Genomic DNA, 25,297 nt, shown 5'->3' with positions numbered 1-25,297 from the left:
AGCCGCCATGAACTGGTTCAGCGCGCTCGCAATCTATTTCCTGTTCTGGTTCCTCGCCCTGTTCCTGGTGCTGCCGTTTTTCGCGCGCACCGGGGTCGAGGCGGGGGAGGCACTGATCAAGGGCCAGGCCGAAAGCGCACCGCAGCGCTTTGACGCAGGCGCGATCGCCAAATGGACGACGATCGTCGGCACCGTGCTGTTCGCGGCGTTTTACCTCAACTATGTCAACGGCTGGATCACCGCCGACATGCTCGATTACTGGAACTGAGGCGCGCTAACCATATGCTGCAGCGGGCCGGTGCCCCTTGCAGCGCAGCTGAACTAACAGGGTCAGTTCCGTGTCTGCGTCATCCGGTCGACCCATGCAATGCCGATCGCCGACAGGATGAAGGCCATGTGGATGATCGTCTGCCACATGACGCCGGTTTCGGTGACGCGCCCCGTCGCGGTGCCGATCGCGCCGGCTTCGATGAAAGTGCGCAGCAGGTGGATCGACGAGATGCCGATGATCGCCATCGCCAGCTTGACCTTCAGCACCCCGGCATTGACGTGGCTGAGCCATTCCGGCTGATCGGGATGACCCTTCAGGCCTAGCCGCGACACGAACGTCTCATAGCCGCCGACGATCACCATCACGAGCAGGTTCGAGATCATCACCACGTCGATCAGCCCGAGCACCACCAGCATGATCTGCTGCTCGCTGAACTCCCAGGCATGCTGGACGAGATGGATCAGCTCCTTGATGAACAGGAAAACATAGACGCATTGCGCGACGATCAGCCCGACATAAAGCGGCAGCTGGAGCCAGCGCGAGCTGAAGATCAGCAGCGGCAGCGGCTTCAGGCGGACGGGCTGGTCGCTGGGCGACGGATCGGTGATGTTCATGTTGCGGCGCAATACCGGAAGTGCGTGGCGCCGATCAAGCGACCTTCAGCGGCATCACGTAAAAGCGGTTGAAGTCGGTTTCGACATAATCGGCAAAGGGCGGGCAGGGGACAAAGCCGTAGCGGCGGTAGAGTGCGTGCGCCGCCTCGAACAACGGCCCGGTGCCGGTTTCCAGCTTAAGCGCGGTATAGCCCCGGTTGCGGGCAAGTCCGACGATATGGTCGAGGATCGCGAACCCCACGCCCCGTCCGCGCGCGGCAGCGGTGGCGCGCATCGACTTGATCTCACCGGTCACCCGATCGAGCTGCTTGAGCGCGCCGACGCCGAGCAGCGTGTCGCCGTCCCACGCGCTCAGGAAGCTGATGTCGGGCGTCTTGAGCCCCGACAGGTCGAGAAAATGGCACGTCCCGGGCGGCGAATGATCCGACATCTCACGCGCGTGCAATTCCAACAGCGCGACCACCTGTGGATCGTCAAGCTGGCCGGTGCGGATGATCATCGCGGGCGAGCCACACCGAAGCTGAAGCGCGCCGCAATCGCGCGCCCGTCGGGTTCGCGCGCGGGCTCAAACTTCACCGCGCGCAGCCGTTCGCACATCTTGATGTCGAAGGCATCGACCTGGGTCGGCGCGGCGAGCATGCAGCCGCTGACGCTGCCATCCGCCTCGACCTTCAGCGACCCGCTCGTGCCGCCGACGTCTGCGGGCAGCCCGTCGCCCGGTCCGAATCCGACCGTGGCGGCGTTGATCGGCATCAGCGGCCTGGGCATCGGGCGCGCGACCGTCAGCGCAACGCCTCCTGCTGCGGTCTCGATGCGGATGCGGCCGGCGGTGTAGCGCACGCGGATTGCCAGTGTCCCGCCAAGGCGCGTGCCCGACCGGTTCAGCGCCGGGTAGAACCGCAGGTAGCGCATGAGGTGCGGACAGGCATGATCGTCGAACGCCGCCTTCCCGCTGGGCGTGGCGATGCGGCAGGACTGCGGCACACCGGTCGCCGCGACATCGAGCAGGGTGCCGACCGCAACGCTGTGATCGTCAGCGTCTGCTACCGCGACCGGGAACCGCCCCTTCTGATAGGGAAAGTCCTTCCAGTTGATCTGCAGCCCGCGGACCAGCTCGGGGTCCGGTTCCCCGCTGCGGTCGATCTGCAATCCGATCGACGCTTCGCGCTGGTTCCCGTCGGCGCCGATCCACGGCTCGCCGAGCTTGGGGGGAATCGCCGTCTGAGTCAGCGCAACTGCCGCAATAATCGGTGCAATCATCATTCCCCCCTTTTTGTGGCCCTAAATCGCGTCGATCATCCCCGCCAGCGTGTCGAGGCACGCATGCGCCAGCGCCTTGCACCGCTCGGGCGACCAGCCGAATTCGGCATCGGGGCTGGGGTCGTGATCCTTGAACGGCATTTCCAGCGTCATCGACACCGCGCCAAAGCGCTCGGCGAGCTGGTTGGTGGACATCGACAGGTTCGCCTGGCCCGGCGCGGACTTGTCATAGCCCTTTTCGAGCTGGAACAGCGGCGTCGTGGCTGCAAGGCGGCGGCCGAATTCATAATATTTCTCGCCCAGCGCGTCGGTCCAGCTGGGAATCCCCTCGAACCCCGCGAGGAAGTTCGCAGGGATCGCTTCGTCGCCATGCACATCCATCGCGAAATCGACCCCGGTTTCGTCCATCGCCGCACGAACGAGGAAGACTTCGGGGCTCTGCTCCAGCGTCGGAGCATGCCATTCGCGGTTGAGGTTCACGCCCGCGGCATTGGTGCGCAGATGGCCGCGGAAGCTGCCGTCCGGGTTCATGTTGGGCACGATGTGGAACGTTGCCTTGGCGCGCAGCGCCTGTGCGGTCGCGTCGTCGGGATCTGTCAGCTTCTCCAGCGCCCCCTCGGCCCACCATTCTGCCATCGATTCGCCGGGATGCTGGCGGGCATAGAGCCACACCTGCTTCGGTCCGGTGCCCAGTGTCAGCAGGTCCATCGCGCGCCCGTCGAGCGTCTGGCCCAGCTCGCGATGCGTCACGCCCGGTTGCGCCGCCATGCGCGCGATCAAATCGGCATGGCGCTCCATGCTGTAGGGCGCGAAATAGGCGAACCACGCAACGTCGCTGTCGAAGCTGTGGGTGAAGCTGAACACGCCGTCGACATAGTTGCCATCGTTGAGGCGCCAGGTCGTACGGTCAGTGCTGACGCGCGCGCGGTAACCGGGCCAGCCGAACGCATAGGCTGCCTTGCCCGCATTGACGATGCGGAAGGTCAGCGTGCGGCCCTTCGCGCCGGAGACGCGGAAGTGAAACCACTGGAAGAAGTCGGACTTGTGGTCGGCGACGATCTCGGCATCGACGGTGTCTCCGTCGATGCCGATCAGGCGGATGTTGCCGCTGTCGAACGCGGCATTCAGTTGGATGCTCATTTCACCGTGATAGTGATGCCCGACTGGCCGGGAAAGCCCTTGAACAGTGCATTTGCAAGCTTGGTGGCGGTATCGGTCGGCTGGGTGCCGTCGGCGGCGCCGAGCGTCTCGGTGATCGCCTTCCCTTCCCAGATAACCGTATTGTCGCCGCGACGACGTAGCTGGACGGCCAGTTCGGAGCCGTAGACCGTTCTGGTCTTACTCCCGATGCCGACGCTGCCGCCCGCACCGACCCCGACACCGCCGCCATAGCTGCCGCCGCCGATGCCGATCGTGATCGGTGGGCGGGTGCGGACCTGGCCGCGATCGGTGCGGCGGAAATCGACCGTGGCGAGGTAATCGGCCCTCGCCGAATCCGGAGCGGCGGCGAACCCCATGCCGCCCATGGCCGCGGCAACCGCATCCAGATAGAGCTGCGCCTCCGGACCCGTTGCGCCGCCGTTGACCGGCTGAACCGCAAGCGTCCCGGCCGGGATCGGGTGCGACAAATGATATCGGGTCACGTCAACCGGGGCGGACCGGCCACCCATGGTGGTCGAACACCCGGCCAGAGCGGCGGCGGAGAGAGCGAGAGCAAGCACTGCACGGGTCTTCATCGGACACATCCTCCTGCCGCGCACACGCAACGGCTCAACGGTTGAACATCGTTACGGGGATGTGGGTTCCGTTGCCAAGCTTTCCTTGACTTGCCGGCCTGTCCCGACTAGGCGAGCGCCTCTTTTCCGGCACCCGCCATAATTCGAGATAGTAGAGAATCGGTCATGAAGATCGTGAACAGCCTGAAGTCGCTCAAGGATCGCCATCGCGACAACCGCGTGATCCGTCGTCGTGGCCGCGTATACGTCATCAACAAGACGCAGCGTCGCTTCAAGGCCCGCCAGGGCTGATCCCGGCGCAGGGCGAAAGGGTCGTGCGCGCCGTTATCTTCGATATCGGCAACGTCCTTTTCACCTGGCATCCCCGGTTTCTGTACGAGCGCCTGATCGGTGACGATCGGGCGCTCGACGCGTTTGTGCGCGATGTCGTCACGCTGGAATGGCATTTTCAGCACGATGCCGGGCGCGACTTCGCCGATACCTCTGCCGAACTTACTGAGCGCTTTCCCGAACATGCCGGTCTGATCGCCGCCTGGGCTCCGCGGTTCAACGAAAGCATCGGCGGGCCGGTACCGGGCATGCATGAGCTGGTCGCCGAGCTGGATGCGGCGGGCGTGCCGCTGTTCGCGATCACCAATTTCAGCCACGAATTCTGGCCGCCCTTCCGCGCCGAATGGAGCGAGCTGTTTGACCGCTTTCGCGACGTCGTCGTGTCGGGCGACGAGAAGCTGGTGAAGCCCGACCCCGCGATCTACCACCTCGCGCTCGCCCGCTTCGGGCTAGAGCCGCATGAGGCGGTGTTCATCGACGACAATGCAGCGAATGTGTCAGGTGCACGGGCGCTGGGGATACGCTCCGTGCTGTTCACGCGGGAAGCGGACGCCCGGCGCGAACTGGTCGCCGCCGGGCTGCTACCGGATTAGTTCCGACCCTTAAGCTCGTCGCCCACCAGCGTCACGACATGCAGCACGTTGGTCGATCCCGGCGTGCCGAACGGGACGCCGGCGCAAACCACCACCCGGTCGCCGCCCTTGGCGATCCCCTGGCGCAGCGCCATGCGCTTGGCCTTGGCCACCATCTCCTCGAACGAATCGACGTCCTTGGTGTGGACCGCGTGCGTGCCCCACAACAGGCCCATGCGCCGTGCCGTCTCGGCCTTGGGGGTCAGCACCAGGATCGGCACCGACGGACGCTCGCGGGCGATGCGGCGGGCGGTGGAGCCCGACATGGTGAAGCAGATGATCGCGCTTGCCGACACATTGGCGGCGATGCTCTTCGCGGCCTCGGCCAGCGCATCGGCCGTGGTGGGATCGGGCCGCATCACGGTGAAGTGCACGCGGTCGCCATGCGCCGGATCGCGCTCCACCGAATCCGCGATGGCGTCCATCATCGTCACGGACTCGATCGGCCACTGGCCCGCCGCGCTCTCCGCCGACAGCATGATCGCGTCGGCGCCGTCATAGACCGCGGTCGCGACGTCCGACACTTCGGCGCGGGTGGGAGAGGGGGAGGTGATCATCGATTCGAGCATCTGCGTCGCGACGATCACCGGGCGGCCCATGCGGCGCGAGGTTTCGACGATCCGCTTCTGCATCGGGGGCAGGTTCTGCGGCGGCAGCTCGACGCCCAGGTCGCCGCGCGCGACCATTACGCCGTCGCACGCCTCGACGATCTCGTCGAGCCGCGCCACCGCGCTCGGCTTCTCGATCTTGGCGAGCAGCGCCGGGCCACCCGGTCCGATCAGGCGGCGCGCCTCGGCCAGATCCTCGGGCCGCTGCACGAACGACAGCGCGATCCAGTCGACCTTCTGCGCGACGGCAAAGGCCAGGTCGCTGCGATCCTTTTCGGTCAATGCGGCGAGCGGGAGGACCATGTCGGGGACGTTCAACCCCTTGGAGTTCGACAGCGCCCCGCCGACTTCGACCCGCGTCTCGATCCAGCCATCGCCATAGGCGATCACGCGCAGCACCATCTTGCCATCGTCGAGTAGCAGGCGGGCGCCCTCGGTGACGGCCTCGAAAATTTCGCGGTGCGGCAGCTCGACGCGGGTCGCATCGCCCGGCGTCTTGTCGCGGTCGAGGCGGAAGGTCGCGCCGGTCGCCAGAATCACCTTGCCCTCGGCGAATTTGCCCACGCGCAGCTTCGGTCCCTGCAGGTCGGCGAGGATCGTGGTCGGGCGACCGGTCGATTTCTCCAGCGCGCGGATCGCCTGAATTACCGGAATCTTCGATTCCTGGTCGCCGTGGCTCATATTGATGCGAAAGGCGTCGGCACCCGCGGCATGCAGCGCGGCGATCATCTCGGGCGAATTGCTGGCGGGGCCGAGCGTCGCCAGAACGCGCACCTTGCGCGATCGCGGTGCCATTGCCTTTGTCATCGCCGAACTCTCCATCTCTTGCCCGTGCCGGTCCCTAACGCCAAATGCACACTATTCAACCGTGGAGGCGTGAATATGACAACGTTGGACAACATCGACGACCGCACCGCCGCCCAGGCGTTTCGCCGCCTCGTCCGCCATCTACGCCACCGCACCGACGCCGAAAACATCGAACTGATGGGGCTTGCCGGCTTTTGCCGCAACTGCCTGGCCGACTGGGTGAGCGAAGCGAGCGGCGGGGAGTTGGATCGCGACGCGGCGCGCACCGCTATCTATGGCATGCCCTATGCAACGTGGAAGGCGCAGCACCAGGGCGAGGCGACGCCAGAGCAGATCGCCCGGATGGAGGCGAGCGTCGCGCGCAACAAGCAGGACGCGGAGCTGGACGCCGAACTCGACGACAGCTTCCCCGCCAGCGACCCGCCGTCGATCACCCAGCGGGGGGGCTAGGCAGCGCGCCTGTTTGCCGCCTAGGCTGCGGAAAAACAGGGAGAGTTTCATGCGCCGAATCGCCGCAGTCGCCGTCGCGCTGCTCGCTGGAGCCACGCCGCTGGCTGCGCAGACCAGCGCGCCGGCCAAGGTGAAGTTCATCCATGCCGGCACGCTGCTCGCCAATCCGGGCGAAACGCCGCGCGGGGCGAGCACGATCGTCGTGCGGGACGGGAAAATCGCCGAAATCCGCGACGGCTTTGTCGCGCCCGAGGGCGGTGCGGAACTGATCGACCTCAAGGACCGGTTCGTCATGCCGGGGCTGGTCGACATGCACGTGCATCTGTGGGGAATCGGCGGCGATCCGTTGCGCGACCGGCTCACCGCGCTCAACCGCGACGATGCCGATGACATGATGCACGCGGTCGCCAACGCGCGGGCCACGCTGGAAGCTGGCTTTACCACCGTGCGCGATCTCGGCGGGAGCGCGCGGGGCATGCGGGCGCTGCGCGAGGCGGTCGAGCGGGGCGACATTGCCGGGCCGACGATCGTCAATGCCGGCACTTCGATCTCGGTCTCGGGTGGCCATGCCGATGGCACCAACGGTGTGGCGGAAGTGTTCGCCGACGCGATCCACAAGCATCAGATCAACACCTGTGACGGTCCTGAGGATTGTACCCGCGCGGTGCGCCAGCAGATCGCGCTTGGGGCTCAGGTGATCAAATACATGTCGACCGGCGGCGTGCTCTCCAACGTCTCGGGCGGTCTTGGCCGCGCGATGACCGATGCGGAGATGAAGGCGATCATCGACACCGCGCATGGCCTCGGCCGCAAGGTCGCGACGCACAGCCATGCGGCGGCCGGGACCAAGGCGGCGGTCGCGGCCGGAGTGGATACCGTCGACCACGGATCGTTCCTCGACGACGAAGCGATCGCGCTGATGAAGAAGAACGGCACCTGGCTCGTCCCGACGATGATGGCCCCCGCTGCGGCGCTCGAACAGGCACGCAAGGGCCTGCTCCCGCCGGCCGTCATACCGAAAGCCGAGGAAGCCGCCGCAGCCGCCTTTGCCAGCCATAGCAAGGCTTATGCGGCGGGGGTAAAGATCGCGTTCGGCACCGACAGTGGCGTGTCGCGCCATGGCGACAATGCGCAGGAATTTGCGCTGATGGTGCGGGCGGGTATGACCCCGGCCATGGCGCTCAAGACCGCAACGCTGAACGCTGCAGAAGCGCTGGGCCGGGCAAACAGCATCGGCTCGATCGCGCCAGGCAAACAGGCCGACATTATCGCGGTTGCGGGAAGTCCGCTCGACGAGATCAAGCGGATGGAGCAGGTCGACTTCGTGATGCGCCAGGGCGTGGTCCACAAGGCCGGCGGCAAGCGGCAGGCGTTCCCGGCGGAATAGGATTTGTAGCAATCCTCTCGCTGGCGGGGGAGGATTATCGCGCGCCCGAACAGGCCGGGCAGCCGGGGTCCTTGGGCAGGGTCAGCGTGCGGAAGCGGAGCGCCAGCGTGTCGGCGAGCAGCAGCTTGCCCGCGCTGTCCTCCCCGAACGGATGGATCGCGCGGATCACCTCGAGCGCGGCGAGGCTGCCCATGATCCCGGTGAGCGCGCCGAGCACGCCCTGTTCGGAACAGTTGATCCCCGCTGTCTCCGGGTCGGCCCCGACGAAGCAGCGATAGCAGGGCTTGTCCGCCTCCCACCCGCGAAACACGCCGAGCTGTCCCTCGAACCGTCCGACCGCCGCGCTGACCAGCGGGACGCGGTGACGCAGCGCCGCATCGGCGACGCGCAGGCGGGTCTCGAAATTGTCCGTGCCGTCGAGGATGACGTCGTTGCCACGGACATATTCGTCCACATTGTCGCCATCGAGGCGGACCTGCCACGCCCGGACTTCGATATGGGGATTGAGCGATTCGGCTCTCGCCAGTGCAGCCACCGCCTTGGATCGCCCCGCATCCGCAGTGCCGAAGATCGTCTGCCGCTGCAGGTTCGACAGATCGACCCGATCGTCATCGACCACCGTGATCTGGCCAACCCCCGTCGCCGCCAGATACTGCAATGCCGGGCTCCCGATCCCGCCGGCGCCGATCACCAGCACCCGCGCGGCCTTCAGCGCCGCCTGACCCGCGCCGCCGATCTCGGGCAGCACGATGTGGCGGGCATAGCGTTCGAGTTCTGCGTCGGAAAAGCTCATTGCCGCCAGGCAAAGGTCACCGTGGCGCGGTACCAGGCGGGGCCGGCCGCGCCGGTGCGCTGTGTAAGGTTGTTGCGCGAGAAACCCGCGACCAGACCCGCCGCATACTGCTCGATCGAGGGGCAGCCGATCGCGCGCGGGATCGTCGTGCGCACGCCATCCTCATCGACCAGCGCCGCAACCTCGACCCGCACCGCCGGGCGGCCATCGACCAGCCGCCGCGCCCGGCATTTGCGCGCGTGCACCTGTCCGCGCGCCCAATCGTGCATCGCCGGCGTCATGCTCGGCGCCTCGCGATAGGGCAAATGGGGCAGGCTTTCCCAATCGATCGCGGCCGGCGCAGGGGCTTCCTGCGCCCGTACGGGATCGCTCTGCACGCTGGCGAGGGCAAGGAGCACGGGGATCATCACCGCCCGGTCGATCCAAAGCCGCCGCTGCCACGGTCGGTGTCGTCAAGCACCGCGACCTCCTCGAACAGCGCGCGCTGTACCGGTGCGGGCACCAGCTGCGCGATCCGTTCTCCGCGCGCGATGGTGAAGGGCTGGTCGCCAAGATTGGCGAGGATCACCTTAACCTCGCCGCGATAATCCTCGTCGATCGTGCCGGGGGTGTTGAGGCAGGTAATGCCGTGCTTGAGCGCGAGGCCGGAGCGCGGGCGCACCTGCACTTCATAGCCGGGCGGGATCGCGATCGCGAAGCCGGTGGCGACCGCATGGCGCGCGCCCGGGGCAAGCACCAGGTTCTCCGCCGCGACGACGTCCATGCCCGCCGCCCCGGCGGTGGCATAAGCGGGCAGGGGCAGTCCCTCGCCATGGGGCAGGCGCATCAGGCGGATGGTGATCGGCGCAGCCATCATTTTTTGCGCCCCGGCAACGTCGCGGCAAGGCGGCGCGCCGCCTCGATCACCTGGGGGTCGTCGAGTACGGGGTCGCTGCGCTCGGGAATGATGCGGAAGTCCGTCGCAATGCCGCGCAGGCTCAGCGCCTCGGCATAGGCGCGGGAAAAGCGCGCGGGAACATCGGCGTCCGAACCGCCCACAAGGATCGCCGCGCGCAGTCCCGGCTGGATCCCGCCAGCGGTCTGCAACGGATCGAGACTGACCAGCTTGTCGCGCCAATGCGGCGCGCTCGGCTCGCGCTTGGCCCGATAGGCCCGCCATTCGGGCAGGGCGCAGGGACAGGATACCAGCACCACCCCGTCGACCAGGCCCGGACGCAGTCCCGCGAGGTTGGCGACAACCACCGCGCCGCCAACCTCGCCGATCAAAACCACCCGGGCGCGGCGATAGCGCTGACGCAGCGCGGCGATCGCGTCGCCCACTGCGGCGATCCGCTCCGCACTGAAATCATCGGTCGGGCTGGCGCCGCGGGTACCGGGCGACTGGCCGCCCAGGCCATCGGCATAGCCGGGACGCAACAGGCGCACGACAGCGCTGCCCGGCTCCGCCGCCGCCAGCGCTTTGGCAAAATCGCTCGTGTCGATCTTGGAACGCCGTCCATTGCCGTGGATGACGACATACAGCGTCGGCGCAGTGCGCGGCGAGGCGCCATAGCCTTGTGTGAACAATTTCGGTGCGGCGGGCGTCTGCGCCCGGTCCGCCGCGCAACCGGCGATCAGCAGCGGCAACAGGAACAGCGGAAGCTTAAAGCGCATCGGCGATCCGTTCGGCGAGGCGGCGTGCGACATCGGCCTTGGCCAGCCGCTCCCAGCTTTCCACGCCCGATTCCGTAACCAGATGAACAAGATTGGCATCACCCCCCATGACATCGCCCGACACATCATTGGCGACGATCCAGTCTGCACCCTTGCGCGCACGTTTAGCGACCGCATGTTCGACCACCCGTTCGGTTTCGGCGGCGAAACCGATCACCAGGCGCGGGCGCTGTGCATGCCGGGTGAGGCCGGCCAGAATATCGGGGTTTTCGACCAGCGTCAGCGCGGGCGCGGCGACGTCGCCCTTCTTGATCTTCTGCCCCGCCGCTTCGTCCGCGCGCCAGTCGGCGACGGCGGCCACCATGACCGCGGCATCGGCGGGCAGCGCGGCATCGACCGCCGCCGCCATCTCCCGCGCGGTCTCGACATCGACCCGCGCCACGCCCGCGGGCGTCGGCAGCGCGACCGGCCCGGCAACCAGCGTCACCCGCGCGCCCAGCGCCGCGAGCGCTCCGGCAATCGCAAAGCCCTGTTTCCCCGAAGAACGGTTGGCGATGTAGCGCACCGGATCGATCGGCTCATGCGTCGGCCCGGCGGTGACGAGGATGTGCTTGCCCTTGAGCCGGTCCGAGGACGGCGCCAGCGCAGCCTCGATCGCACGCAGGATCGCCTCCGGCTCGGGCAGCCGCCCCGGACCGAACTCGCCGCACGCCATCGGCCCTTCGTCGGGCTCCAGCACGGTCACGCCATCGCCGCGCAGCGTCGCGACGTTGCGCCGGGTCGCGGCATGCTGCCACATCCGCACGTTCATCGCAGGCGCGGCCAGCACCGGCTTGTCGGTGGCGAGGAGCAGCGTTGTGGCAAGATCGTCGGCAATGCCCGCCGCCATCCTGGCGATCAGATCGGCGGTGGCGGGCGCGACCACCACTAGGTCGGCGGCACGGCTGAGCTGGATATGCCCCATCTCTGCCTCGTCCTTGAGGTCCCACAGCGTCGTAAACACCTGGTTCTCGGACAGCGCCGCCAGCGTCATCGGCGTCACGAAATGCTGCCCGCCCGCCGTCAGCACACAGGTGACTTCATGCCCGGCCTTGCGCAGCAGGCGGATCAGTTCGCACGCCTTGTACGCGGCGATACCGCCGCCGACGATCAACAGGATGCGTTTCATCACCCGACTCTAGCGATCCATTCGCGTCACGACCACCCGCCGCGTGCCCCGCGCCGCCCGCGCCAGATCGCGCAGGGCATCGGGGGCAAAGGCCAGCCCCACCAGCGACAGCGGCGCGATCAGCAACACCCAGTAAAAGGTGTCGGGCCGCGCAAACAGCGCCAGTATCGTGCCATAGCCCGCCATCACCGCGAGCACGCGACGGGCCAGCGGATCGCGCCACCCGCTCCACCCGAACAGCGCCAGCACCACCAGCAGCGCCGCCAGCCAGCCGGGGGCGAGCACCAGTGCGGTGGCCGCGCGCACCGAATGCAGCGCAAATCCCGGTCCCAGCATCCCGCTCCAGCCGGGCGATGCCGGGTCGAGCGGGCCCACCAGTTGCGCCACGCCCCAGGCATGCGCCGCCAGCGCCAGCGCCAGGATGCCGAGTGCCGCGGCCCATCCCGTTGCCTCGCGCCGCTCGCCCTCGATCCATGCCATCGCCGCCATGATCACCAGCATCAGCGCGGCCGTCTCCCGGATCAGCGCGGCAAGCAGCGCGATCGCCACCGCCTCGATCCAACGGCCCGGCCGCCGAATCGCGAGCGCCAGCGCGATCAGCAGCCCCGCCCAGATCTCGTGGAATGCCCATAGATCGGCCTGCACGAACGCCATCAGCCCGCCAGCCAGCAATGTCATCGCCACCGCCCGCCCCGGCCAGCGGGCAAAGGCCGTGCGAAATCGCATCGCCCAGGCGGCAAGCACCGCGACGACCAGCGCATAGAGCAATACGATCACGAGTGGCTGGGGCAGTGCCGCCTGAACGCGCGCCAGCCCGGGCAGGCGCACGGTGAAGAACGGGCGCAGGGGATAATGGCCCGCGCGCAGCTCGGTCACCGCCACGTCGTAATAGCCGCCGCCATGGCGCATCGCATCGACGATCTCCTCATAGAGGAGCACGTCGCGCTGATCATCGGCACTGTTGCCGGTGCCGCTGGCGGCCGGTGGCGCGGGGGCGGCCAGGCTGGCCAGCGCGCCGAGCAGCAGCACTGCCAGCACCGCCGCCACGATCCGCGCCGACCGCTGCGACAGCCGTGCGAACCGGGTCGGCTCGGCCATCCAGATCGGGGGTGGGGACGCCATGGTGCGACTCTGATCCAGCCTGCCGCGCCGGTCAGGCGAGCAGCAAGGTAGCCGCCACGCCCGCTCCCCCGGCGAGCAGCGCGACCACGACGTAGCGCCAGCCGCCGCCGACGCGCACCACCTCGATCTCGCGCAACGGCGGGGCGGGGGGCGCGCCGCCCGGGTCGGGGAAGTGGCGCTCGATGTTGCGGATCAGCTTGGGCAGCCGGGCGAGCGTCTTGAGGTCTTCGGAAATCCGGTCGGCCAGGAACGCCTCGGGTCCGAGCTCGGTGCGAATCCATTCGCGCACGAACGGCGCGGCGCTGTCCCACAAATTGATATCGGGGTGCAGCCGCGTCGCCACGCCCTCGACCATCACCATCGTCTTTTGCAGCAGCAGCAGATGCGGCTGGGTCTGCATGTCGAAATCGCGGGTGATGTTGAACAGGCTGTCGAGCATCATGCCGACACTCATGTCCTTGACTGCCAGACCGCGCATCGGCTCACCCACCGCGCGCAATGCAGTGGCGAACTCGGCAACATTGTGATGCGGGGGGACATACCCCGCCTCGAAATGAATTTCAGCGACACGGCGATAATTGCCGGTGATCAGGCCGTAGAGAATCTCCGCCAGCCACACCCGGGCGCGCCGGTCGATCCGCCCCATGATCCCGAAATCGATCGCCGCGATCCGGTCGCCGGGCAGGGCGAACAAATTGCCCTGGTGCATGTCGGCATGGAAGAACCCTTCCGAAATCGCCTGACGCAGGAACGCGCGGACCAGCGTATGCGCCAGCTTCTCGGTGTCATGCCCAGCGGCGATCAGCGCGTCGCGGTTCGACAGCTTGATGCCGTTGATCCACTCCAGCGTCATGACCTTGCCGGTGCTGCGCTGCCAGTCGATCGTGGGGACGGCGAAGTCGGGCTCGGCTTCCATCGACTCGGCCAGTTCGGACGCCGATGCCGCCTCACGCCGCAGATCCAGCTCGCGCGCGGTCCAGCGCTTGAAGGTTTCGATCACCAGGCGCGGGCGCAGGCGCGATGCTTCGCCGCCCATCCCCTCGACCTGTGCCGCCGCCCATTCATAGGTGTCGATGGCGCGGGAGAACTCGGCCTCGATCCCCGGGCGCAGCACCTTGACCGCGACCTGGCGGCCATCGGTAGTGATCGCGCGGTGGACCTGTGCGATCGACGCAGCACCGATCGGCGTTTCCTCGACCGATTGGTACAGCTCCTCGATCGGCCGCCCGAAGCTGTTCTCCATCGCCGCGCGAATCACCGCAAAGGGGACGGGGGGCAGGGCGTCCTGCAGGCGCAGCAGGTCGTGCGCGGCCGCTTCGCCGATCAGGTCGGGGCGGGTGGCAAGCGTCTGGCCCAGCTTGATCGCTGCCGGGCCGATCGCCTGCAGCGCATCGGCATAGCCGGGAACCTCGGGCACGCGCGCGCCGAACCGGGCGATGCGGGCAAGGCGGCGGACCGGGGCGGGCGTGTTGCGGTCACGCTCGATCCCGCGCAGCGCGCCGTGACGCGCCAGCGTGCGGCCCCATTTCAGGAGACGCCACAGATGGACGACGGGAGCGGTCAAATCTTCCAGCCGCTATGAATGGCGACCAGTCCGCCCAGCATCGGCTCGACCCGCGTCTGCACAAAGCCCGCGTCTTTGATCATCGCCTCGAACGTCGGCATGTCGGGGAAACGCCGGATCGATTCGACCAGATAGCGATAGCTGTCGGCATCGCCCGCCAGCAGTTCGCCGAGCTTGGGCACCAGCCGGTGCGAATAGGCATCGTACACGTCCGCGAATCCGGGCCACAACGTCGTCGAGAATTCGAGCACGAAGAACCGCCCGCCCCGGCGCAGCACGCGATGCGCCTCGCGCAGCGCGGCCGGGATGTCGGTGACGTTGCGGATGCCAAAGGCGATCGTATAGGCGTCGAAGAACCGGTCGGGCCACTGCAGCGTCTCGGCATTGGCCTCGCTCCACACCAGTCCGTCGATCCCGCGCTGCGCCGCGCGCTCGATGCCGACCGCCAGCATGTCGGGGTTGATGTCGGCCACGGTCACCGCCGCGCCATGTTCGGCCATGCGGAACGCGATGTCGCCCGTGCCGCCGGCCATGTCGAGGATCGCCTCGCCTTCGCGCGGTTTCACGCGGCGGACGAATACGTCCTTCCACACGCGGTGCAGGCCGCCCGACATCGCGTCGTTCATGAGATCATAGCGCGAGGCCACGCTGGAAAAGACGCCGCCGACGCGACGGGTCTTTTCGTCGGGGGCAACCTCTTCATAGCCAAAGGAGACGGTGTCGGTCATGCCTCAGCCCTTAGCCGCCCTTGTGGGCGCGGCAAAGCCCGCTTAGCTGGACAAAATGCCCGAGCTTCCCGAAGTCGAAACCACCGTCCGCGGCCTGACCCCCGCACTGCACGGCCAGCGCATCGCGCGCGTCCAGCTGCGCCGCCCCGATCTGCGTCGCGCGATGCCGGTCGATCTGGGGCAACGGCTGACCGGCGCGACCGTCACCGCGCTTGGCCGCCGCGCCAAATATGGCCTGATCGACACCGATCGCGGCGACACGATGATCTTCCACCTCGGCATGTCGGGGCGTTGGCGCATCGACCCGGCGGAGCTGCTGACGCACGACCATCTGGTAATCGAGACGGAGGCGGGGCGGCGGCTGGCGCTCAACGATGCGCGCCGATTCGGGTCTGTCGATCTGATGCCCACGGCCGATGTCGGTGCCTGGCCGCCCTTCGCCGCGCTGGGGCCGGAGCCGCTCGGGCCGCACTTCACCGTCGATCATCTGCGCGAGGCGCTGGCCGGGCGCATCGCCTCGATCAAGCTGTTGCTGCTCGACCAGCGCATCGTTGCCGGGCTCGGCAACATCTATGTCTGCGAAGCGCTGCACGAATCGCGCATCTCGCCCAAGCGCAGCGGCGGATCGCTGACCCGGCCGCAACTGCAGCGGCTCGTCGCGGCGGTTCACAACGTGCTCGAATCGGCGATCGAAGCCGGCGGATCGACCCTGCGCGACTATGCCCAGCCCGACGGCGAGCTCGGCTATTTTTCGAAACAGTTCAAAGTCTATGGCCGTGAAGGCGCAGCTTGCGAATGCGGTGGGATCGTAGCACGCTACGTCGAAGGCGGACGCTCGACATTCTGGTGCCCGCGCTGCCAAAAATGACCCGGGGTGATCATGATCTTAGCCGCAATCCTCATGATTCTGCTCCCGGCGGACGATGACACTCCGTGCAGCCTGATGTCGGAAATGCCGAACTGGCCTCAATTGTCTCAGGATGTGTTACGTCCGGGCGACAAGGTTTCCCTGACGCTGATGTGGCGTGACGGGCCTTTCGGATCGAAGCCGGTGCCGCAACGCTGCTTTCGCAGGTTGAAGGTCAGCGGGCCGGCGGTGTTCGACAAGAAGGTCGGGCTGCAGATCGCCGACACGGCGAAGGCGGGCGACACGGTGACCATCAGTGTGTTGATCGACGGCAAGCCAAAGGAATATCGCATCGCCATCACCGGGCGCGAAGAACAGGTGTTGACCGGAACCTGGCGTCCACGATCGAACAAGGACTGCCGCGGCAAGGTGCCGGGGGAGATCGTATTCACCGCCAACGGCTACTACAGTTTCACCTTCCCCGAGATGATGGTCGAGACGATGACCAGCGGTGGCGGCCGCTTCCGCTGGGATGCTGCGACGTCGCAACTGTTTCTCGACGACACGCTGCGCGGCAAGGCGTGGTTCGAAGGAAAGACGCTCGTTCTGGACGGAGTCGAGTTCGACCAGACCGCGCCGCCGCCGCTTCCCGGACAGCCCGCTCCACCGCCTTGTCGGCTGGTTCTTGGTTGACCGAATCGTCTGCCGCCGCTAAGGGGCGCGCTTTCCCGAGGCGTGGGACGGAAATCCGCGCCTCTTTTCGCATCGAAAACAGGAACGAAGATTCATGGCGAACACGCCGCAAGCCAAGAAGCGCATCCGCCGCAACGAACGCCGCGCCGAAGTCAACGGTGCCCGCGTCGGCCGCATCCGCACCTTCATCAAGAAGGTCGAAAGCGCACTGACCAGCGGCGACAAGGCGGCTGCGGAAACCGCGCTCAAGGCGATGCAGCCGGAGCTGGCACGTGGCGTCGCCAAGGGCGTGGTTCACAAGAACACCGCCTCGCGCAAGTTCTCGCGTCTCACGAAGCGTCTCGCCGCACTCGGCTGATCCGCTCTCCGCGTGAAGAAAGTGACCCTGTCGGCCCAGCGCCGACGGGGTTTTTCTTTTGTCCGGGTCGCGTCGCAAGCATTCACGCGGCGAATCGCGGAATCTCAATGAGTCGCGCCGTAACGGCAATGTAATGATCTAACTAAATCGAGCTAAATCAGGGGCTTGGCGGAAGAATAACGGTTTTCCGCGGCTCTGAGTGAGTCAACCCTACTTATTTCAGATTCTTTACACGCAGCCCTCTTGATCGACTCAGAAATGCGTCCCTAAAACGGACTTCCACCGCGGCGTTCGCGTCGGTGGATTCAGCGAAGGCGCCAACCAAGTGCGGATGTGATTCCGGCTTCGGGAAGCTGTTGCCTGAGCTGTTCGCGCGGGAGCAACGCTCTTGCGTCCGGGGGAGTGGCATCTGCGCGCACGCGCAGGGCCGGGTTTTGGCAAGTTGAGGGGCAGCGACAAGATGGATCAAGCCAAGGCCTGGACACGCGTGCGGGGCAATCTGCGACTTTCCGCAGGCCAGCGGCTGTTCGACCAGTGGCTGAAGCCGATCGTGCTGATCCCCGGCGATGACGCTGAAACCGTCCGCCTTGGCCTGCCGTCCGCCTTCATGACCAATTGGGTCAAGAATCATTACGCCGATCGGTTGATGATGGAATTCCGTGCGCAGCTTCCGGGCGTGCGTACGGTTTCGATCGAAACGGTCGATGCACGCGCGAATCGTGAGCTTGCCGCTACGGCCCCTGTGGTCGACGCGGCGACGCCCGCCACGCCCTCGGCCATGGCCGGAGCGGGCGAGCGTCCCAACCTCGATTCGCGCTTCACCTTCGACCGGTTCGTGGTCGACACGTCCAACCGGCTGGCGTTCAACGCCGCCAAGGCGCTGGCCGAGCCGGGGACGCCGCGGTTCAGCCCGCTCTACCTCCACAGCAATACCGGTCAGGGCAAGACGCATCTGATGCATGCGATCGGCCAGGCCTTCATGGATGCATGCCCCGACGCGACCGCGATCTACATGCCGGCCGAACGCTTCATGTTCGAATTCGTGCGGGCGGTGCGCGAGCGCGACACCTATTCCTTCAAGGCGCGGCTGCGCGGCGTCGATCTGCTGATGATTGACGATTTGCAGTTCATCGCGGGCAAGGAATCGACCCAGGAGGAATTCTTCCACACGGTCGACGAATTCATGCGTGAGGGGAAGCGCCTGGTCATCGCTGCCGACCGCAGCCCGCTGGCGCTTGAGGGGATCGAGGCGCGCCTCGCCTCGCGCCTCGGATCGGGCCTTGCCGCCGATATCAAGCCCGCCGAACTCGGCCTGCGCCGCGCGATCCTCGACCGGAAGCTTGAGGATATGCCGGGCGCGTCGGTGCCGTCCGACGTGCTCGACCTGCTGGCCGCGCGGATCAGCTCGTCGGTGCGCGAGCTGGAGGGTGCGCTCAACCGCCTCGTCGCCTATGCACAGCTCAACAATGAGGTGGTGTCGATCGCCTTCGCCGAAAGCGTGCTCGGCGAAGCGCTGCGCGGCAGCCAGCGCCGCGTGACGATCGACGAGATCCAGAAGGCGGTTTCGAGCCACTTCGACGTCAAGCAGCTCGATCTGGTGTCACAGCGCCGAGCCGTTGCGATCGCCCGCCCGCGCCAGATCGCGATGTACCTCGCCAAGCGCCTGACCACGCGCTCGCTTCCGGAAATCGGCCGCAAATTCGGCAATCGCGACCATTCGACCGTCATCCACGCCGTCCGCCGCATCGAGGAACTGCGCGGCACCGACAGCGAAATCGACGGCGCCGTCCGCAGCCTGATGCGACAGCTCGAAGCCTGAAGCTTGCATCTCCCTGGGGGGGGACGCCGGGGTGGGGGGGGTCTCCCCGGAACGACTTATTCTTCACCCCAAGCGTTGTGGCCCAGTGCGGGGCAGGTCAGCGTGGCAGTTCGTCGAGAAACGCCGCCACGTCCGCCAGATCGACCTGCTTGTCGAGATAGGTCTGCCCGATTCCGCGCGCGAGCAGGAAGGGCAGGGTGCCGGCGTCCATCTTCTTGTCGTGCAGCATATGGCCGACCAGGGTCGCGCCCGACGCGGTGATTCCCGCACTGGCGAGGTCGTGCGGCATCTCCATCGCCCTGAGATGCGCCGCGACCCGTTCGGCATCCTGCACGGGGCACAGGCCGCGGCGCGCCGAATAGGCAAAGGCCAGCGCCATCCCGGCTGCGACTCCCTCGCCATGTAGCAGCGCATCGGAAAAGCCGGTTTCGGCCTCCAGTGCATGGCCGAATGTGTGGCCAAGGTTGAGCAGCGCGCGCACGCCGGTCGTTTCCCGCTCGTCCGCCGCGACGATCCGCGCCTTGGCCGCTACCGAATGGGCGATGGCAGTTTCCCGCGCCGCCGGGTCTCCGGCGAGAAGCGCTGCGCCATTGGCTTCGCACCATTCGAAAAAGGCGAGGTCGTCGATCAGCCCGTATTTCACGACCTCCGCATAGCCCGCGCGCAGGTCGCGCAGCGGCAGCGTGCCGAGCAGGTCCGGATCGATCAGCACCAGCGACGGCTGGTGGAACGCGCCGATCAGGTTCTTGCCGGCGCGGCTGTTGATCGCGGTCTTGCCCCCGACCGAGCTGTCGACCTGCGCCAGCAGCGTCGTCGGGATCTGCACGAAGTTGCAGCCGCGCTTGAGGATCGACGTGGCAAAGCCGACCAAGTCGCCGATCACGCCGCCGCCCAGCGCGACGACATGGTCGCCACGTTCGATGCCACGGTCGAGCAGCGCGTCCGTCAGTGCTTCCAGCTGCCCCCAGCTCTTGGTCGCCTCACCCGCCGGCAGCGTGATGATGTCGCTCGCCAGGCCGCCATGGTGCAGCAGCGCCGCCAGCCGCGCGGCGTGCGGCGCGACATTGGCATCGGTAACGATGACAAAGGGGCGTCCGCGCGCCAGCGGCGCAATCTGCTCCGCCGCCTGACTGAGCAGCCCGCTGGCGATCCGCACGTCATAGCTGCGCGCACCCAGCGCGACCGGAACGACCTTCATCGCCCGAGCGCCGTCATGATCGCGCTGACCGTCGCCTCGTGCGGGGCAACCTTGCTCACGATATGGATCGGCGCGAGCGCGTAGACCGGGTTGCGGATTTCGGCGAGTTCGGTGAGCACTTTCAACGGGTCCTTTCCGCGCAGCAGCGGGCGATGGTCGCGCTTGGCGACACGTTCGGCCAAAACCTTGGGGGCGGCGTCCAGCCAGATCGCGGTCGCCTGGTCAAGGATCAGCGCGCGCGTCTCGTCGTTCAGGAAAGCGCCGCCGCCGGTCGCGATCACCTTGGGTTCGCCGTCGATCAGCCGCGCGATCACCCGCCGCTCGCCGTCGCGGAAATGCGGTTCGCCGAATCGCTCGAAGATTTCGGCGACGGTCATTCCCGCCGCTGCCTCGATCTCGGCGTCCGCATCGACAAAGGGCAGTTTCAGCCGCTGGGCGAGGCGACGGCCGACCGTGGTTTTGCCCACACCCATCAGGCCGATCAGCACGATCGGGCGGGTAATCGGTTCAGGATCGGCCGGGTGGGTTTGCAGCATGGTCGCGGGGGCTATACAGCGAGCATCGCGCTCGGGCAAAAGGCCCGTGCCTGTATTTAAAACCGGTTTGAGGGGGTCGATGTCCCGTTCGCTCATCATCATCGTCATTGTCGCTATCCTGTTGATCGGCGGACTGTTTTTCCTCGCCGGACGCGATACGGAGAAACAGCCGGTGCGCGTCGAAAAGGTCGTCCCGCTTGAAAATCTCGCGAACTAAGACCGCACTCGCCGCCGTTCTGGTGGTCGCCGCAGGCGTCGGGATTCCCGCGCTGGGGCAGGATCGACCCGAATCGCTGTTGCCGCCGGGGTTCGACGATCCCGTCCCGGCGCCTGCGCCCACGCCTGCGCCGGCACCGGCGCCTGCTGCGGGGCCGACGACCGCGCCGCGCGCTGATGCGGAACCGACTGCGTCGGGCGATCTGGACAACACCACCGCTCCGTCGAGCGGCGTCGCGGCCGAGGCGGCGGGTGAGATCGATTACGCCACGATCGCCCGCTACGAACTGCCCGATTTCGCCAAGCGCTCGCTGGCACAGGTCGGCCCGTCCTCCCCGGCCAGCGACGGGCTGCCGGTCACCGCATTCGGCACTGCCGATGGCGGCTTCCTCCAGACGCTGATGCGCCGCACCGATGCGCCGGTCGCGTCGCGCTGGCTGTCGATCGCGTTGCGTCGAGCGCTGCTATCGCGGGTGAACACGCCCCGCGGCCTCAACGGCGCCGATTTCGCGGCCGAACGCGCCTGGCTGTTAATCCGCATGGGGGAGGCGGATGCCGCCCGCGCGCTGGTGCAGTCGGTCGATATCGCCAACTACACGCCCAAGATGTTTCAGGTGGCGATGCAGGCGATGCTGGCCACCGCCGATCCGGGCGGAATGTGCCCGATGGTCAGGCCGGCGCTGGATACCGCGCCGGACCGCAACTGGCGCCTGGCCGAGGCGATCTGCGCCGGGCTGGACGGCGATCCCAGCAAGGCAGGGCCGCTGATCGACGCCAGCCGCCGTCGAATGGGTAATGCGGTCGATGTGCTGCTTGCCGAAAAGCTGGTGGGCATGGGCGTTTCGGGCCGCCGCGCGGTGACGATCGAATGGGATCCGGTCGACCGCATCAGCGCGTGGCGCTGGGGTCTGGCGGTGGCGTCCGCAACCGATATTCCCGAGCGTCTTTACGGCACCGCCGGGCCGCAATTGCGCTACTGGCGCGCGACCGCGCCAATGCTGGGCCTGCGCGATCGCGCTGCCGCAGCCGAAGCTGCGGCGAGCCAGGGCATCTTTTCCAGCCAGGCGCTGACCGATCTCTATGGTGAGATCGAGGCGCAGGAAGATCCGTCGATCGCCGAAGTCGCGGTTGCCCGCGACCTGCGCGCCGCCTTCACCGCCGCCACCGCCGCCGACCGGGTCGAACGGATGCGGCAATTATGGGACGAGGCACAGGGGCCGCGCGCCACCTATAGCCGCCTGATCCTCACCGCCCGCGCCGCCGCGCGCCTGACGCCGTCGGCGGAGCATGCCGAGGACACCGATCGCCTGATCGCATCGATGCTCAGCGCCGGGCTCGACCGCGCCGCGCTGCGCTGGAAGCAGATCGCGCCGCGCGGCAGCGATGGCTGGGGCATGTTGCTCCTCGCCGAACCCGGCCGCGCGGTCGCGGTCGGCGATGTCGAGGCGTATCGGAACAGCGCCGACTCGACCAATGGCGCGATGCTGATCGCCGCGATGGCCGGGATGGGCCGCATCCCGACTGGCGATGGCGAGCGGCTGATGCGCGCATCGGGGGTCGAGTTCGGCGCCGCCAACGCCTGGACGCGTGCCATCGCGCAGGCGGCGGATGCGAACCAGCCGGGAACCGTGATCCTGCTCGCTGCGGTCGGCATGCAGAGCCGGGTATGGGAAGGCATCTCGCCCGAGGCGCTGTATCACATCACCCGCGCGCTCTCTCAGGTCGGGCTCGACGCCTATGCCCGGATGATCGCCGTCGAGGCGATTACCCGGCTTTGACGACGATCCGCCCGGGCGACGACCCGGCGCTGATCGAGCGCTTTCTGGAGATGCTGGCGGCCGAGGCGGGGGCGTCGGCCAACACCATCGCTGCCTATGGCACCGATCTGCGGCTGGCGTCGCAGGCGCTGGACGGCGGGCTCGCGCTTGCCGACCGTCCGGCGATCGAGCGGCTGGCGGAGGACTGGCGCGACCTTGCCCGCGCCACCGTCGCGCGCAAATCGGCTGCGCTGCGCCGCTTCTACGGCTTCCTGGTCGATGAAAAGCTCCGCGCCGACGATCCCGGCAGCGCGCTGCCCCGGCCCGGCACCGGACGCAGCCTGCCCAAGACGCTGTCGAACGCCGATGTCGATGCGATCTTTGCGGCGATTCAGGCGCGGATCGATCGCGTGCCGCCCGATCCGCGCGACCTGCGCCTGCTCGCGCTGATCGAACTTCTCTACGGCTCTGGCCTGCGCGCCAGCGAGCTCGTCTCGCTGCCGCGCGGCGCGGTCCAGCCCGACAGGCCCTATCTGATCCTGCGCGGCAAGGGCGGGAAGGAACGTCTGGTCCCGCTGTCCGACCGCGCACGCGCGGCGGTGGCGGCGTGGCGCGACCATGTCGATCCCGCCCGGCCATGGCTGTTCCCCTCGGGCAAGGGGCATCTCAGCCGCATCCGCCTGTATCAGATGGTGCGCGATATTGCGGGGCTGGCGGGCATCCCGCCCGACCGGATCAGCCCGCACGTCCTGCGCCACGCTTTCGCCACGCACCTACTGGAGGGCGGGGCCGATCTGCGCGCGCTTCAGTCGATGCTGGGCCATGCCGATATCGCGACGACCGAAATCTACACCCATGTCGACAGCGCCCGGCTGGTCACCCTCGTCAACGAACGCCACCCGCTCGCCGATACGCCCCGCGTTGACGCGAAGCGCGACCGCGCATAGGTGCGCGCGATGGCCAGTTTTCTTGAATTCGAAAAGCCGATCGCTGAGCTTCAGGCCCGGATCGACGAATTGCGCGACACCGCTGCCGGCGGCGAGGTCGACATCGAGTCCGAAGTCGCCAAGCTTCAGGCCAAGTCCGACCGCTTCCTCAAGGACGCCTATGCCAAGCTGACGCCGTGGCAGAAGACGCTGGTCGCGCGCCACCCGGAGCGTCCGCATTTCAAACATTATGTCGCGCGGCTGATTACCGATTTCATGCCGCTGGGTGGCGACCGCGCGTTCGCGGACGATCAGGCGATCCAGGGCGGGCTCGGCCGGTTCCGGGGGCAGCGCGTCATGGTCATCGGCCATGAAAAGGGCGACGACACCACCAGCCGGCTGCGCCACAATTTCGGCATGGGCAAGCCTGAGGGCTATCGCAAGGCGATCCGCCTGGTCGAGCTGGCCGACAAGTTCGGCATCCCGGTGGTCACGCTGGTCGACACGTCGGGCGCCTTTCCCGGCATGGAGGCCGAAGAGCGCGGTCAGGCCGAAGCCATCGCCCGTTCGACCGAGGCGTGCCTCAACCTCGGCGTCCCGATGGTCGCGTCGATCCTGGGCGAGGGCGGTTCGGGCGGCGCGGTTGCGCTCGCCGCCGGCAACCGCGTGCTGATGATGGAACACGCCGTCTATTCGGTGATCTCGCCCGAGGGTTGCGCGTCGATCCTGTGGCGCACCGCCGACAAGGCGGCCGATGCAGCCGAGGCGATGAAGGTGACGGCGCAGCACCTCAAGGAACTCGGCGTGATCGATACGATCGTCACGGAGCCGCTGGGCGGGGCGCATCGGGACCATGCCAAGGCGATCGACGCGCTTGGCGACGCGATCGAAGCGGCGCTCAAGGATCTGTCGGGCCAGAGCGCGACCGCGCTGCGCAAGGCGCGCCGGGCCAAGTTCCTGGCAATGGGCCGGGCGTAGCCGTTCCTCGAACAGCCAAAAAAATGGGGCGGGGACCGATGGTCGCCGCCCCATTGTTTCATGGGTCGTTCAGGTCACGACGCCTTCATGTTCGACGAGACGTTGGAGAACGTCTTTTTGACCTGATTGCCCAGGCCCTGCATCGCGGCGATCGCGGCGACGGCGATCAGTGCGGCGATCAGGCCATATTCGATTGCGGTCGCTCCGCGCGTATCGCGCAGGGCCACCAATAGGCGCTTAACCATAAATCCCCCTGCATCGAAAAAAGGGCGGTGAACCATCGGCCCACCGCCCCCTGTTCAGTCGTTTCGATATGAAGGGGTCTTACGACGCCTTCATGTTCGACGAGACGTTGGTGAAGGTGGTCTTGAGCTGGTTGCCCAGGCCCTGCATCGCGGCAATCGCGGCGACCGCGATCAGAGCGGCGATCAGACCGTATTCGATGGCGGTCGCGCCCTTCTTGTTGCCGAAAATCTTGCGGATCGTGTTCATACCGGTCTCCATCCTGTTCGAAGCTTCAGTTTTCCCGGCTGCGCCCGGCGGAAACCGGTCTCAGCAAGCCCGAAACTAGGGGACGGAAGTTAATAAAGGGCTTAGAGGCACAGACGATCCCGGGAAAAAATCAGCGGGGGTTCTGGACCTTGTTGCTGACATTGTTCCACATGTCGGTCGTGCCGCCGGCCATTTCGGTCAGCGCACCGATCAGGACGAGGACGATAAGCGCGAGGACAAAGCCATATTCGACCGCAGTCGCGCCGCGGTTGCAGCGTGAAAGCCGGGTCAGCAATGGCTTTGGGTCACGCATCCTCGGCCTTTCATGTTCGAGCTACCGAAAAAATACGGAAA

32 protein-coding genes are annotated in these 25,297 nt (G+C 67.1%); 13 read left to right on the top strand and 19 right to left on the bottom strand.

Going from position 1 to position 25,297, the window contains the following annotated elements:
* Nucleotides 1-7: 7 nt before the first annotated feature.
* The gene (locus ACO05N_RS18005; protein ID WP_066663239.1) at nt 8-268 is read left to right on the top strand and encodes a DUF1467 family protein; all 261 of its coding nucleotides are present in this window, start codon (nt 8-10) and stop codon (nt 266-268) included.
* A 62-nt stretch (nt 269-330) separates the two neighbouring features.
* Here the strand turns inward: ACO05N_RS18005 and ACO05N_RS18000 are convergent, their stop codons facing one another.
* From ACO05N_RS18000 to ACO05N_RS17980, 5 genes are read right to left on the bottom strand one after another with little or no spacing between them, the layout of a single operon-like run.
* On the bottom strand, nt 331-885 hold the full coding sequence (locus ACO05N_RS18000; RefSeq protein ID WP_422058350.1) for a TIGR00645 family protein: 555 nt from the start codon (nt 883-885) through the stop codon (nt 331-333).
* Between the two features lie 34 nt (nt 886-919).
* Nucleotides 920-1,384 carry a GNAT family N-acetyltransferase gene (locus tag ACO05N_RS17995; protein WP_422058349.1) on the bottom strand — a complete coding sequence of 155 codons (465 nt, stop codon included), beginning with the start codon at nt 1,382-1,384 and terminating at the stop codon, nt 920-922.
* Nucleotides 1,381-2,145, bottom strand: a complete 765-nt coding sequence (locus tag ACO05N_RS17990; protein ID WP_422058348.1) for a hypothetical protein — start codon at nt 2,143-2,145, stop codon at nt 1,381-1,383. The genes ACO05N_RS17995 and ACO05N_RS17990 overlap by 4 nt, the downstream gene beginning before the upstream one ends.
* 21 nt (nt 2,146-2,166) lie before the next feature.
* Complete coding sequence (locus ACO05N_RS17985; protein WP_422058347.1) at nt 2,167-3,285, bottom strand: M14 family metallopeptidase; 1,119 nt, start codon at nt 3,283-3,285, stop codon at nt 2,167-2,169.
* Entirely contained in the window at nt 3,282-3,881 is a 600-nt protein-coding gene (locus tag ACO05N_RS17980) for a DUF4136 domain-containing protein (protein WP_422058346.1), read from the bottom strand. The genes ACO05N_RS17985 and ACO05N_RS17980 overlap by 4 nt, the downstream gene beginning before the upstream one ends.
* Before the next feature lie 165 nt (nt 3,882-4,046).
* Between ACO05N_RS17980 and ykgO the strand changes: the two genes are divergently transcribed.
* Nucleotides 4,047-4,172, top strand: coding sequence for a type B 50S ribosomal protein L36 (gene ykgO, locus ACO05N_RS17975; protein WP_066663252.1), 126 nt, complete (start codon nt 4,047-4,049; stop codon nt 4,170-4,172).
* A 23-nt stretch (nt 4,173-4,195) separates the two neighbouring features.
* Nucleotides 4,196-4,804, top strand: a complete 609-nt coding sequence (locus ACO05N_RS17970) for an HAD family hydrolase (protein ID WP_422058345.1) — start codon at nt 4,196-4,198, stop codon at nt 4,802-4,804.
* Here the strand turns inward: ACO05N_RS17970 and pyk are convergent.
* Complete coding sequence (gene pyk / locus ACO05N_RS17965; RefSeq protein ID WP_422058344.1) at nt 4,801-6,258, bottom strand: pyruvate kinase; 1,458 nt, start codon at nt 6,256-6,258, stop codon at nt 4,801-4,803. The two genes, ACO05N_RS17970 and pyk, sit on opposite strands and share 4 nt — an antisense overlap.
* A 75-nt stretch (nt 6,259-6,333) precedes the next feature.
* Between pyk and ACO05N_RS17960 the strand changes: the two genes are divergently transcribed.
* Together ACO05N_RS17960 and ACO05N_RS17955 are read left to right on the top strand one after the other, a co-directional pair.
* Complete coding sequence (locus tag ACO05N_RS17960; protein ID WP_422058343.1) at nt 6,334-6,708, top strand: DUF1244 domain-containing protein; 375 nt, start codon at nt 6,334-6,336, stop codon at nt 6,706-6,708.
* A 49-nt stretch (nt 6,709-6,757) separates the two neighbouring features.
* Nucleotides 6,758-8,095: an amidohydrolase family protein gene (locus ACO05N_RS17955; protein ID WP_422058342.1), complete on the top strand. Its 1,338-nt coding sequence runs from the start codon at nt 6,758-6,760 to the stop codon at nt 8,093-8,095.
* A gap of 34 nt (nt 8,096-8,129) precedes the next feature.
* On the opposite strand, the gene ACO05N_RS17950 is transcribed toward ACO05N_RS17955, so the two are convergent.
* From ACO05N_RS17950 to ACO05N_RS17915, 8 genes are read right to left on the bottom strand one after another with little or no spacing between them, the layout of a single operon-like run.
* A complete protein-coding gene (locus ACO05N_RS17950) occupies nt 8,130-8,888 on the bottom strand; it encodes a HesA/MoeB/ThiF family protein (RefSeq protein ID WP_422058341.1) in 759 nt (252 codons plus the stop codon).
* Nucleotides 8,885-9,295, bottom strand: a complete 411-nt coding sequence (locus tag ACO05N_RS17945) for a hypothetical protein (RefSeq protein ID WP_422058340.1) — start codon at nt 9,293-9,295, stop codon at nt 8,885-8,887. The genes ACO05N_RS17950 and ACO05N_RS17945 overlap by 4 nt, the downstream gene beginning before the upstream one ends.
* On the bottom strand, nt 9,295-9,741 hold the full coding sequence (gene dut, locus ACO05N_RS17940; RefSeq protein WP_422058339.1) for a dUTP diphosphatase: 447 nt from the start codon (nt 9,739-9,741) through the stop codon (nt 9,295-9,297). Before dut ends, ACO05N_RS17945 begins: the two co-directional genes overlap by 1 nt.
* Nucleotides 9,741-10,541: an alpha/beta hydrolase family protein gene (locus ACO05N_RS17935; protein WP_422058338.1), complete on the bottom strand. Its 801-nt coding sequence runs from the start codon at nt 10,539-10,541 to the stop codon at nt 9,741-9,743. The genes dut and ACO05N_RS17935 overlap by 1 nt, the downstream gene beginning before the upstream one ends.
* Nucleotides 10,531-11,709, bottom strand: coding sequence for a bifunctional phosphopantothenoylcysteine decarboxylase/phosphopantothenate--cysteine ligase CoaBC (gene coaBC, locus ACO05N_RS17930; protein ID WP_422058337.1), 1,179 nt, complete (start codon nt 11,707-11,709; stop codon nt 10,531-10,533). Before coaBC ends, ACO05N_RS17935 begins: the two co-directional genes overlap by 11 nt.
* Before the next feature lie 9 nt (nt 11,710-11,718).
* Nucleotides 11,719-12,831 (bottom strand): hypothetical protein, encoded by a 1,113-nt coding sequence (locus ACO05N_RS17925; protein ID WP_422058336.1) that lies wholly within the window; start codon nt 12,829-12,831, stop codon nt 11,719-11,721.
* Nucleotides 12,832-12,862: 31 nt separating this feature from the next.
* A complete protein-coding gene (gene ubiB / locus ACO05N_RS17920) occupies nt 12,863-14,395 on the bottom strand; it encodes a 2-polyprenylphenol 6-hydroxylase (protein ID WP_422058335.1) in 1,533 nt (510 codons plus the stop codon).
* A complete protein-coding gene (locus tag ACO05N_RS17915; RefSeq protein ID WP_422058334.1) occupies nt 14,392-15,123 on the bottom strand; it encodes a class I SAM-dependent methyltransferase in 732 nt (243 codons plus the stop codon). The genes ubiB and ACO05N_RS17915 overlap by 4 nt, the downstream gene beginning before the upstream one ends.
* 55 nt (nt 15,124-15,178) lie before the next feature.
* Here ACO05N_RS17915 and mutM point away from each other — a divergent pair, with 55 nt between their 5' ends.
* The 4 genes from mutM to dnaA all read left to right on the top strand — a co-directional run bounded on the left by mutM (nt 15,179) and on the right by dnaA (nt 18,840).
* A complete protein-coding gene (gene mutM, locus ACO05N_RS17910; RefSeq protein WP_422058333.1) occupies nt 15,179-15,991 on the top strand; it encodes a bifunctional DNA-formamidopyrimidine glycosylase/DNA-(apurinic or apyrimidinic site) lyase in 813 nt (270 codons plus the stop codon).
* Nucleotides 15,992-16,003: 12 nt separating this feature from the next.
* Entirely contained in the window at nt 16,004-16,663 is a 660-nt protein-coding gene (locus ACO05N_RS17905) for a hypothetical protein (RefSeq protein WP_422058332.1), read from the top strand.
* A 94-nt stretch (nt 16,664-16,757) separates the two neighbouring features.
* Complete coding sequence (gene rpsT / locus ACO05N_RS17900) at nt 16,758-17,021, top strand: 30S ribosomal protein S20 (protein WP_300497779.1); 264 nt, start codon at nt 16,758-16,760, stop codon at nt 17,019-17,021.
* A 460-nt stretch (nt 17,022-17,481) separates the two neighbouring features.
* Nucleotides 17,482-18,840 carry a chromosomal replication initiator protein DnaA gene (gene dnaA / locus ACO05N_RS17895; protein WP_422058331.1) on the top strand — a complete coding sequence of 453 codons (1,359 nt, stop codon included), beginning with the start codon at nt 17,482-17,484 and terminating at the stop codon, nt 18,838-18,840.
* 97 nt (nt 18,841-18,937) lie between these two features.
* On the opposite strand, the gene aroB is transcribed toward dnaA, so the two are convergent.
* Together aroB and ACO05N_RS17885 are read right to left on the bottom strand one after the other, a co-directional pair.
* Nucleotides 18,938-20,038: a 3-dehydroquinate synthase gene (gene aroB / locus ACO05N_RS17890; RefSeq protein ID WP_422058330.1), complete on the bottom strand. Its 1,101-nt coding sequence runs from the start codon at nt 20,036-20,038 to the stop codon at nt 18,938-18,940.
* Nucleotides 20,035-20,574, bottom strand: coding sequence for a shikimate kinase (locus ACO05N_RS17885; RefSeq protein ID WP_422058329.1), 540 nt, complete (start codon nt 20,572-20,574; stop codon nt 20,035-20,037). Before ACO05N_RS17885 ends, aroB begins: the two co-directional genes overlap by 4 nt.
* 79 nt (nt 20,575-20,653) lie before the next feature.
* On the opposite strand from ACO05N_RS17885, the gene ACO05N_RS17880 reads away from it, so the two are divergent.
* From ACO05N_RS17880 to ACO05N_RS17865, 4 genes are read left to right on the top strand one after another with little or no spacing between them, the layout of a single operon-like run.
* Nucleotides 20,654-20,791 (top strand): hypothetical protein, encoded by a 138-nt coding sequence (locus ACO05N_RS17880; RefSeq protein ID WP_422058328.1) that lies wholly within the window; start codon nt 20,654-20,656, stop codon nt 20,789-20,791.
* Nucleotides 20,772-22,568 (top strand): hypothetical protein, encoded by a 1,797-nt coding sequence (locus ACO05N_RS17875; protein ID WP_422058327.1) that lies wholly within the window; start codon nt 20,772-20,774, stop codon nt 22,566-22,568. Before ACO05N_RS17880 ends, ACO05N_RS17875 begins: the two co-directional genes overlap by 20 nt.
* Nucleotides 22,565-23,494 (top strand): tyrosine-type recombinase/integrase, encoded by a 930-nt coding sequence (locus ACO05N_RS17870; protein WP_422058326.1) that lies wholly within the window; start codon nt 22,565-22,567, stop codon nt 23,492-23,494. The genes ACO05N_RS17875 and ACO05N_RS17870 overlap by 4 nt, the downstream gene beginning before the upstream one ends.
* Nucleotides 23,495-23,503: 9 nt before the next feature.
* On the top strand, nt 23,504-24,451 hold the full coding sequence (locus tag ACO05N_RS17865; RefSeq protein WP_422058325.1) for an acetyl-CoA carboxylase carboxyltransferase subunit alpha: 948 nt from the start codon (nt 23,504-23,506) through the stop codon (nt 24,449-24,451).
* 74 nt (nt 24,452-24,525) lie between these two features.
* Here ACO05N_RS17865 and ACO05N_RS17860 read toward each other — a convergent pair whose 3' ends face one another.
* The 3 genes from ACO05N_RS17860 to ACO05N_RS17850 form a co-directional block, all read right to left on the bottom strand.
* Nucleotides 24,526-24,696 (bottom strand): Flp family type IVb pilin, encoded by a 171-nt coding sequence (locus ACO05N_RS17860; RefSeq protein ID WP_422058324.1) that lies wholly within the window; start codon nt 24,694-24,696, stop codon nt 24,526-24,528.
* Nucleotides 24,697-24,775: 79 nt separating this feature from the next.
* Nucleotides 24,776-24,943, bottom strand: coding sequence for a Flp family type IVb pilin (locus ACO05N_RS17855; protein ID WP_066665303.1), 168 nt, complete (start codon nt 24,941-24,943; stop codon nt 24,776-24,778).
* 130 nt (nt 24,944-25,073) lie between these two features.
* Nucleotides 25,074-25,256: a Flp family type IVb pilin gene (locus ACO05N_RS17850; RefSeq protein ID WP_422058323.1), complete on the bottom strand. Its 183-nt coding sequence runs from the start codon at nt 25,254-25,256 to the stop codon at nt 25,074-25,076.
* Between the last annotated feature and the right edge of the window lie 41 nt (nt 25,257-25,297).

It is taken from the genome of Sphingomonas sp. (assembly GCF_965227385.1).
GTDB lineage: Bacteria > Pseudomonadota > Alphaproteobacteria > Sphingomonadales > Sphingomonadaceae > Sphingomonas.
Note: the sequence above shows the minus strand (reverse complement) of the source record. Positions and strands in the feature narration are given on the sequence as shown.

What these genes read in the sequence shown, in the direction of transcription:
- ACO05N_RS18005 (WP_066663239.1), top strand. Translation starts at nt 8, where the DNA reads ATGAACTGGTTCAGCGCGCTCGCAATCTATTTCCTGTTCTGGTTCCTC.
- ACO05N_RS18000 (WP_422058350.1), bottom strand. Translation starts at nt 885, where the DNA reads ATGAACATCACCGATCCGTCGCCCAGCGACCAGCCCGTCCGCCTGAAG.
- ACO05N_RS17995 (WP_422058349.1), bottom strand. Translation starts at nt 1,384, where the DNA reads ATGATCATCCGCACCGGCCAGCTTGACGATCCACAGGTGGTCGCGCTG.
- ACO05N_RS17990 (WP_422058348.1), bottom strand. Translation starts at nt 2,145, where the DNA reads ATGATTGCACCGATTATTGCGGCAGTTGCGCTGACTCAGACGGCGATT.
- ACO05N_RS17985 (WP_422058347.1), bottom strand. Translation starts at nt 3,285, where the DNA reads ATGAGCATCCAACTGAATGCCGCGTTCGACAGCGGCAACATCCGCCTG.
- ACO05N_RS17980 (WP_422058346.1), bottom strand. Translation starts at nt 3,881, where the DNA reads ATGAAGACCCGTGCAGTGCTTGCTCTCGCTCTCTCCGCCGCCGCTCTG.
- ykgO (WP_066663252.1), top strand. Translation starts at nt 4,047, where the DNA reads ATGAAGATCGTGAACAGCCTGAAGTCGCTCAAGGATCGCCATCGCGAC.
- pyk (WP_422058344.1), bottom strand. Translation starts at nt 6,258, where the DNA reads ATGACAAAGGCAATGGCACCGCGATCGCGCAAGGTGCGCGTTCTGGCG.
- ACO05N_RS17960 (WP_422058343.1), top strand. Translation starts at nt 6,334, where the DNA reads ATGACAACGTTGGACAACATCGACGACCGCACCGCCGCCCAGGCGTTT.
- ACO05N_RS17955 (WP_422058342.1), top strand. Translation starts at nt 6,758, where the DNA reads ATGCGCCGAATCGCCGCAGTCGCCGTCGCGCTGCTCGCTGGAGCCACG.
- ACO05N_RS17950 (WP_422058341.1), bottom strand. Translation starts at nt 8,888, where the DNA reads ATGAGCTTTTCCGACGCAGAACTCGAACGCTATGCCCGCCACATCGTG.
- ACO05N_RS17945 (WP_422058340.1), bottom strand. Translation starts at nt 9,295, where the DNA reads ATGATCCCCGTGCTCCTTGCCCTCGCCAGCGTGCAGAGCGATCCCGTA.
- dut (WP_422058339.1), bottom strand. Translation starts at nt 9,741, where the DNA reads ATGGCTGCGCCGATCACCATCCGCCTGATGCGCCTGCCCCATGGCGAG.
- ACO05N_RS17935 (WP_422058338.1), bottom strand. Translation starts at nt 10,541, where the DNA reads ATGCGCTTTAAGCTTCCGCTGTTCCTGTTGCCGCTGCTGATCGCCGGT.
- coaBC (WP_422058337.1), bottom strand. Translation starts at nt 11,709, where the DNA reads ATGAAACGCATCCTGTTGATCGTCGGCGGCGGTATCGCCGCGTACAAG.
- ACO05N_RS17925 (WP_422058336.1), bottom strand. Translation starts at nt 12,831, where the DNA reads ATGGCGTCCCCACCCCCGATCTGGATGGCCGAGCCGACCCGGTTCGCA.
- ACO05N_RS17915 (WP_422058334.1), bottom strand. Translation starts at nt 15,123, where the DNA reads ATGACCGACACCGTCTCCTTTGGCTATGAAGAGGTTGCCCCCGACGAA.
- mutM (WP_422058333.1), top strand. Translation starts at nt 15,179, where the DNA reads ATGCCCGAGCTTCCCGAAGTCGAAACCACCGTCCGCGGCCTGACCCCC.
- ACO05N_RS17905 (WP_422058332.1), top strand. Translation starts at nt 16,004, where the DNA reads ATGATCTTAGCCGCAATCCTCATGATTCTGCTCCCGGCGGACGATGAC.
- rpsT (WP_300497779.1), top strand. Translation starts at nt 16,758, where the DNA reads ATGGCGAACACGCCGCAAGCCAAGAAGCGCATCCGCCGCAACGAACGC.
- dnaA (WP_422058331.1), top strand. Translation starts at nt 17,482, where the DNA reads ATGGATCAAGCCAAGGCCTGGACACGCGTGCGGGGCAATCTGCGACTT.
- aroB (WP_422058330.1), bottom strand. Translation starts at nt 20,038, where the DNA reads ATGAAGGTCGTTCCGGTCGCGCTGGGTGCGCGCAGCTATGACGTGCGG.
- ACO05N_RS17885 (WP_422058329.1), bottom strand. Translation starts at nt 20,574, where the DNA reads ATGCTGCAAACCCACCCGGCCGATCCTGAACCGATTACCCGCCCGATC.
- ACO05N_RS17880 (WP_422058328.1), top strand. Translation starts at nt 20,654, where the DNA reads ATGTCCCGTTCGCTCATCATCATCGTCATTGTCGCTATCCTGTTGATC.
- ACO05N_RS17865 (WP_422058325.1), top strand. Translation starts at nt 23,504, where the DNA reads ATGGCCAGTTTTCTTGAATTCGAAAAGCCGATCGCTGAGCTTCAGGCC.
- ACO05N_RS17860 (WP_422058324.1), bottom strand. Translation starts at nt 24,696, where the DNA reads ATGGTTAAGCGCCTATTGGTGGCCCTGCGCGATACGCGCGGAGCGACC.
- ACO05N_RS17855 (WP_066665303.1), bottom strand. Translation starts at nt 24,943, where the DNA reads ATGAACACGATCCGCAAGATTTTCGGCAACAAGAAGGGCGCGACCGCC.
- ACO05N_RS17850 (WP_422058323.1), bottom strand. Translation starts at nt 25,256, where the DNA reads ATGCGTGACCCAAAGCCATTGCTGACCCGGCTTTCACGCTGCAACCGC.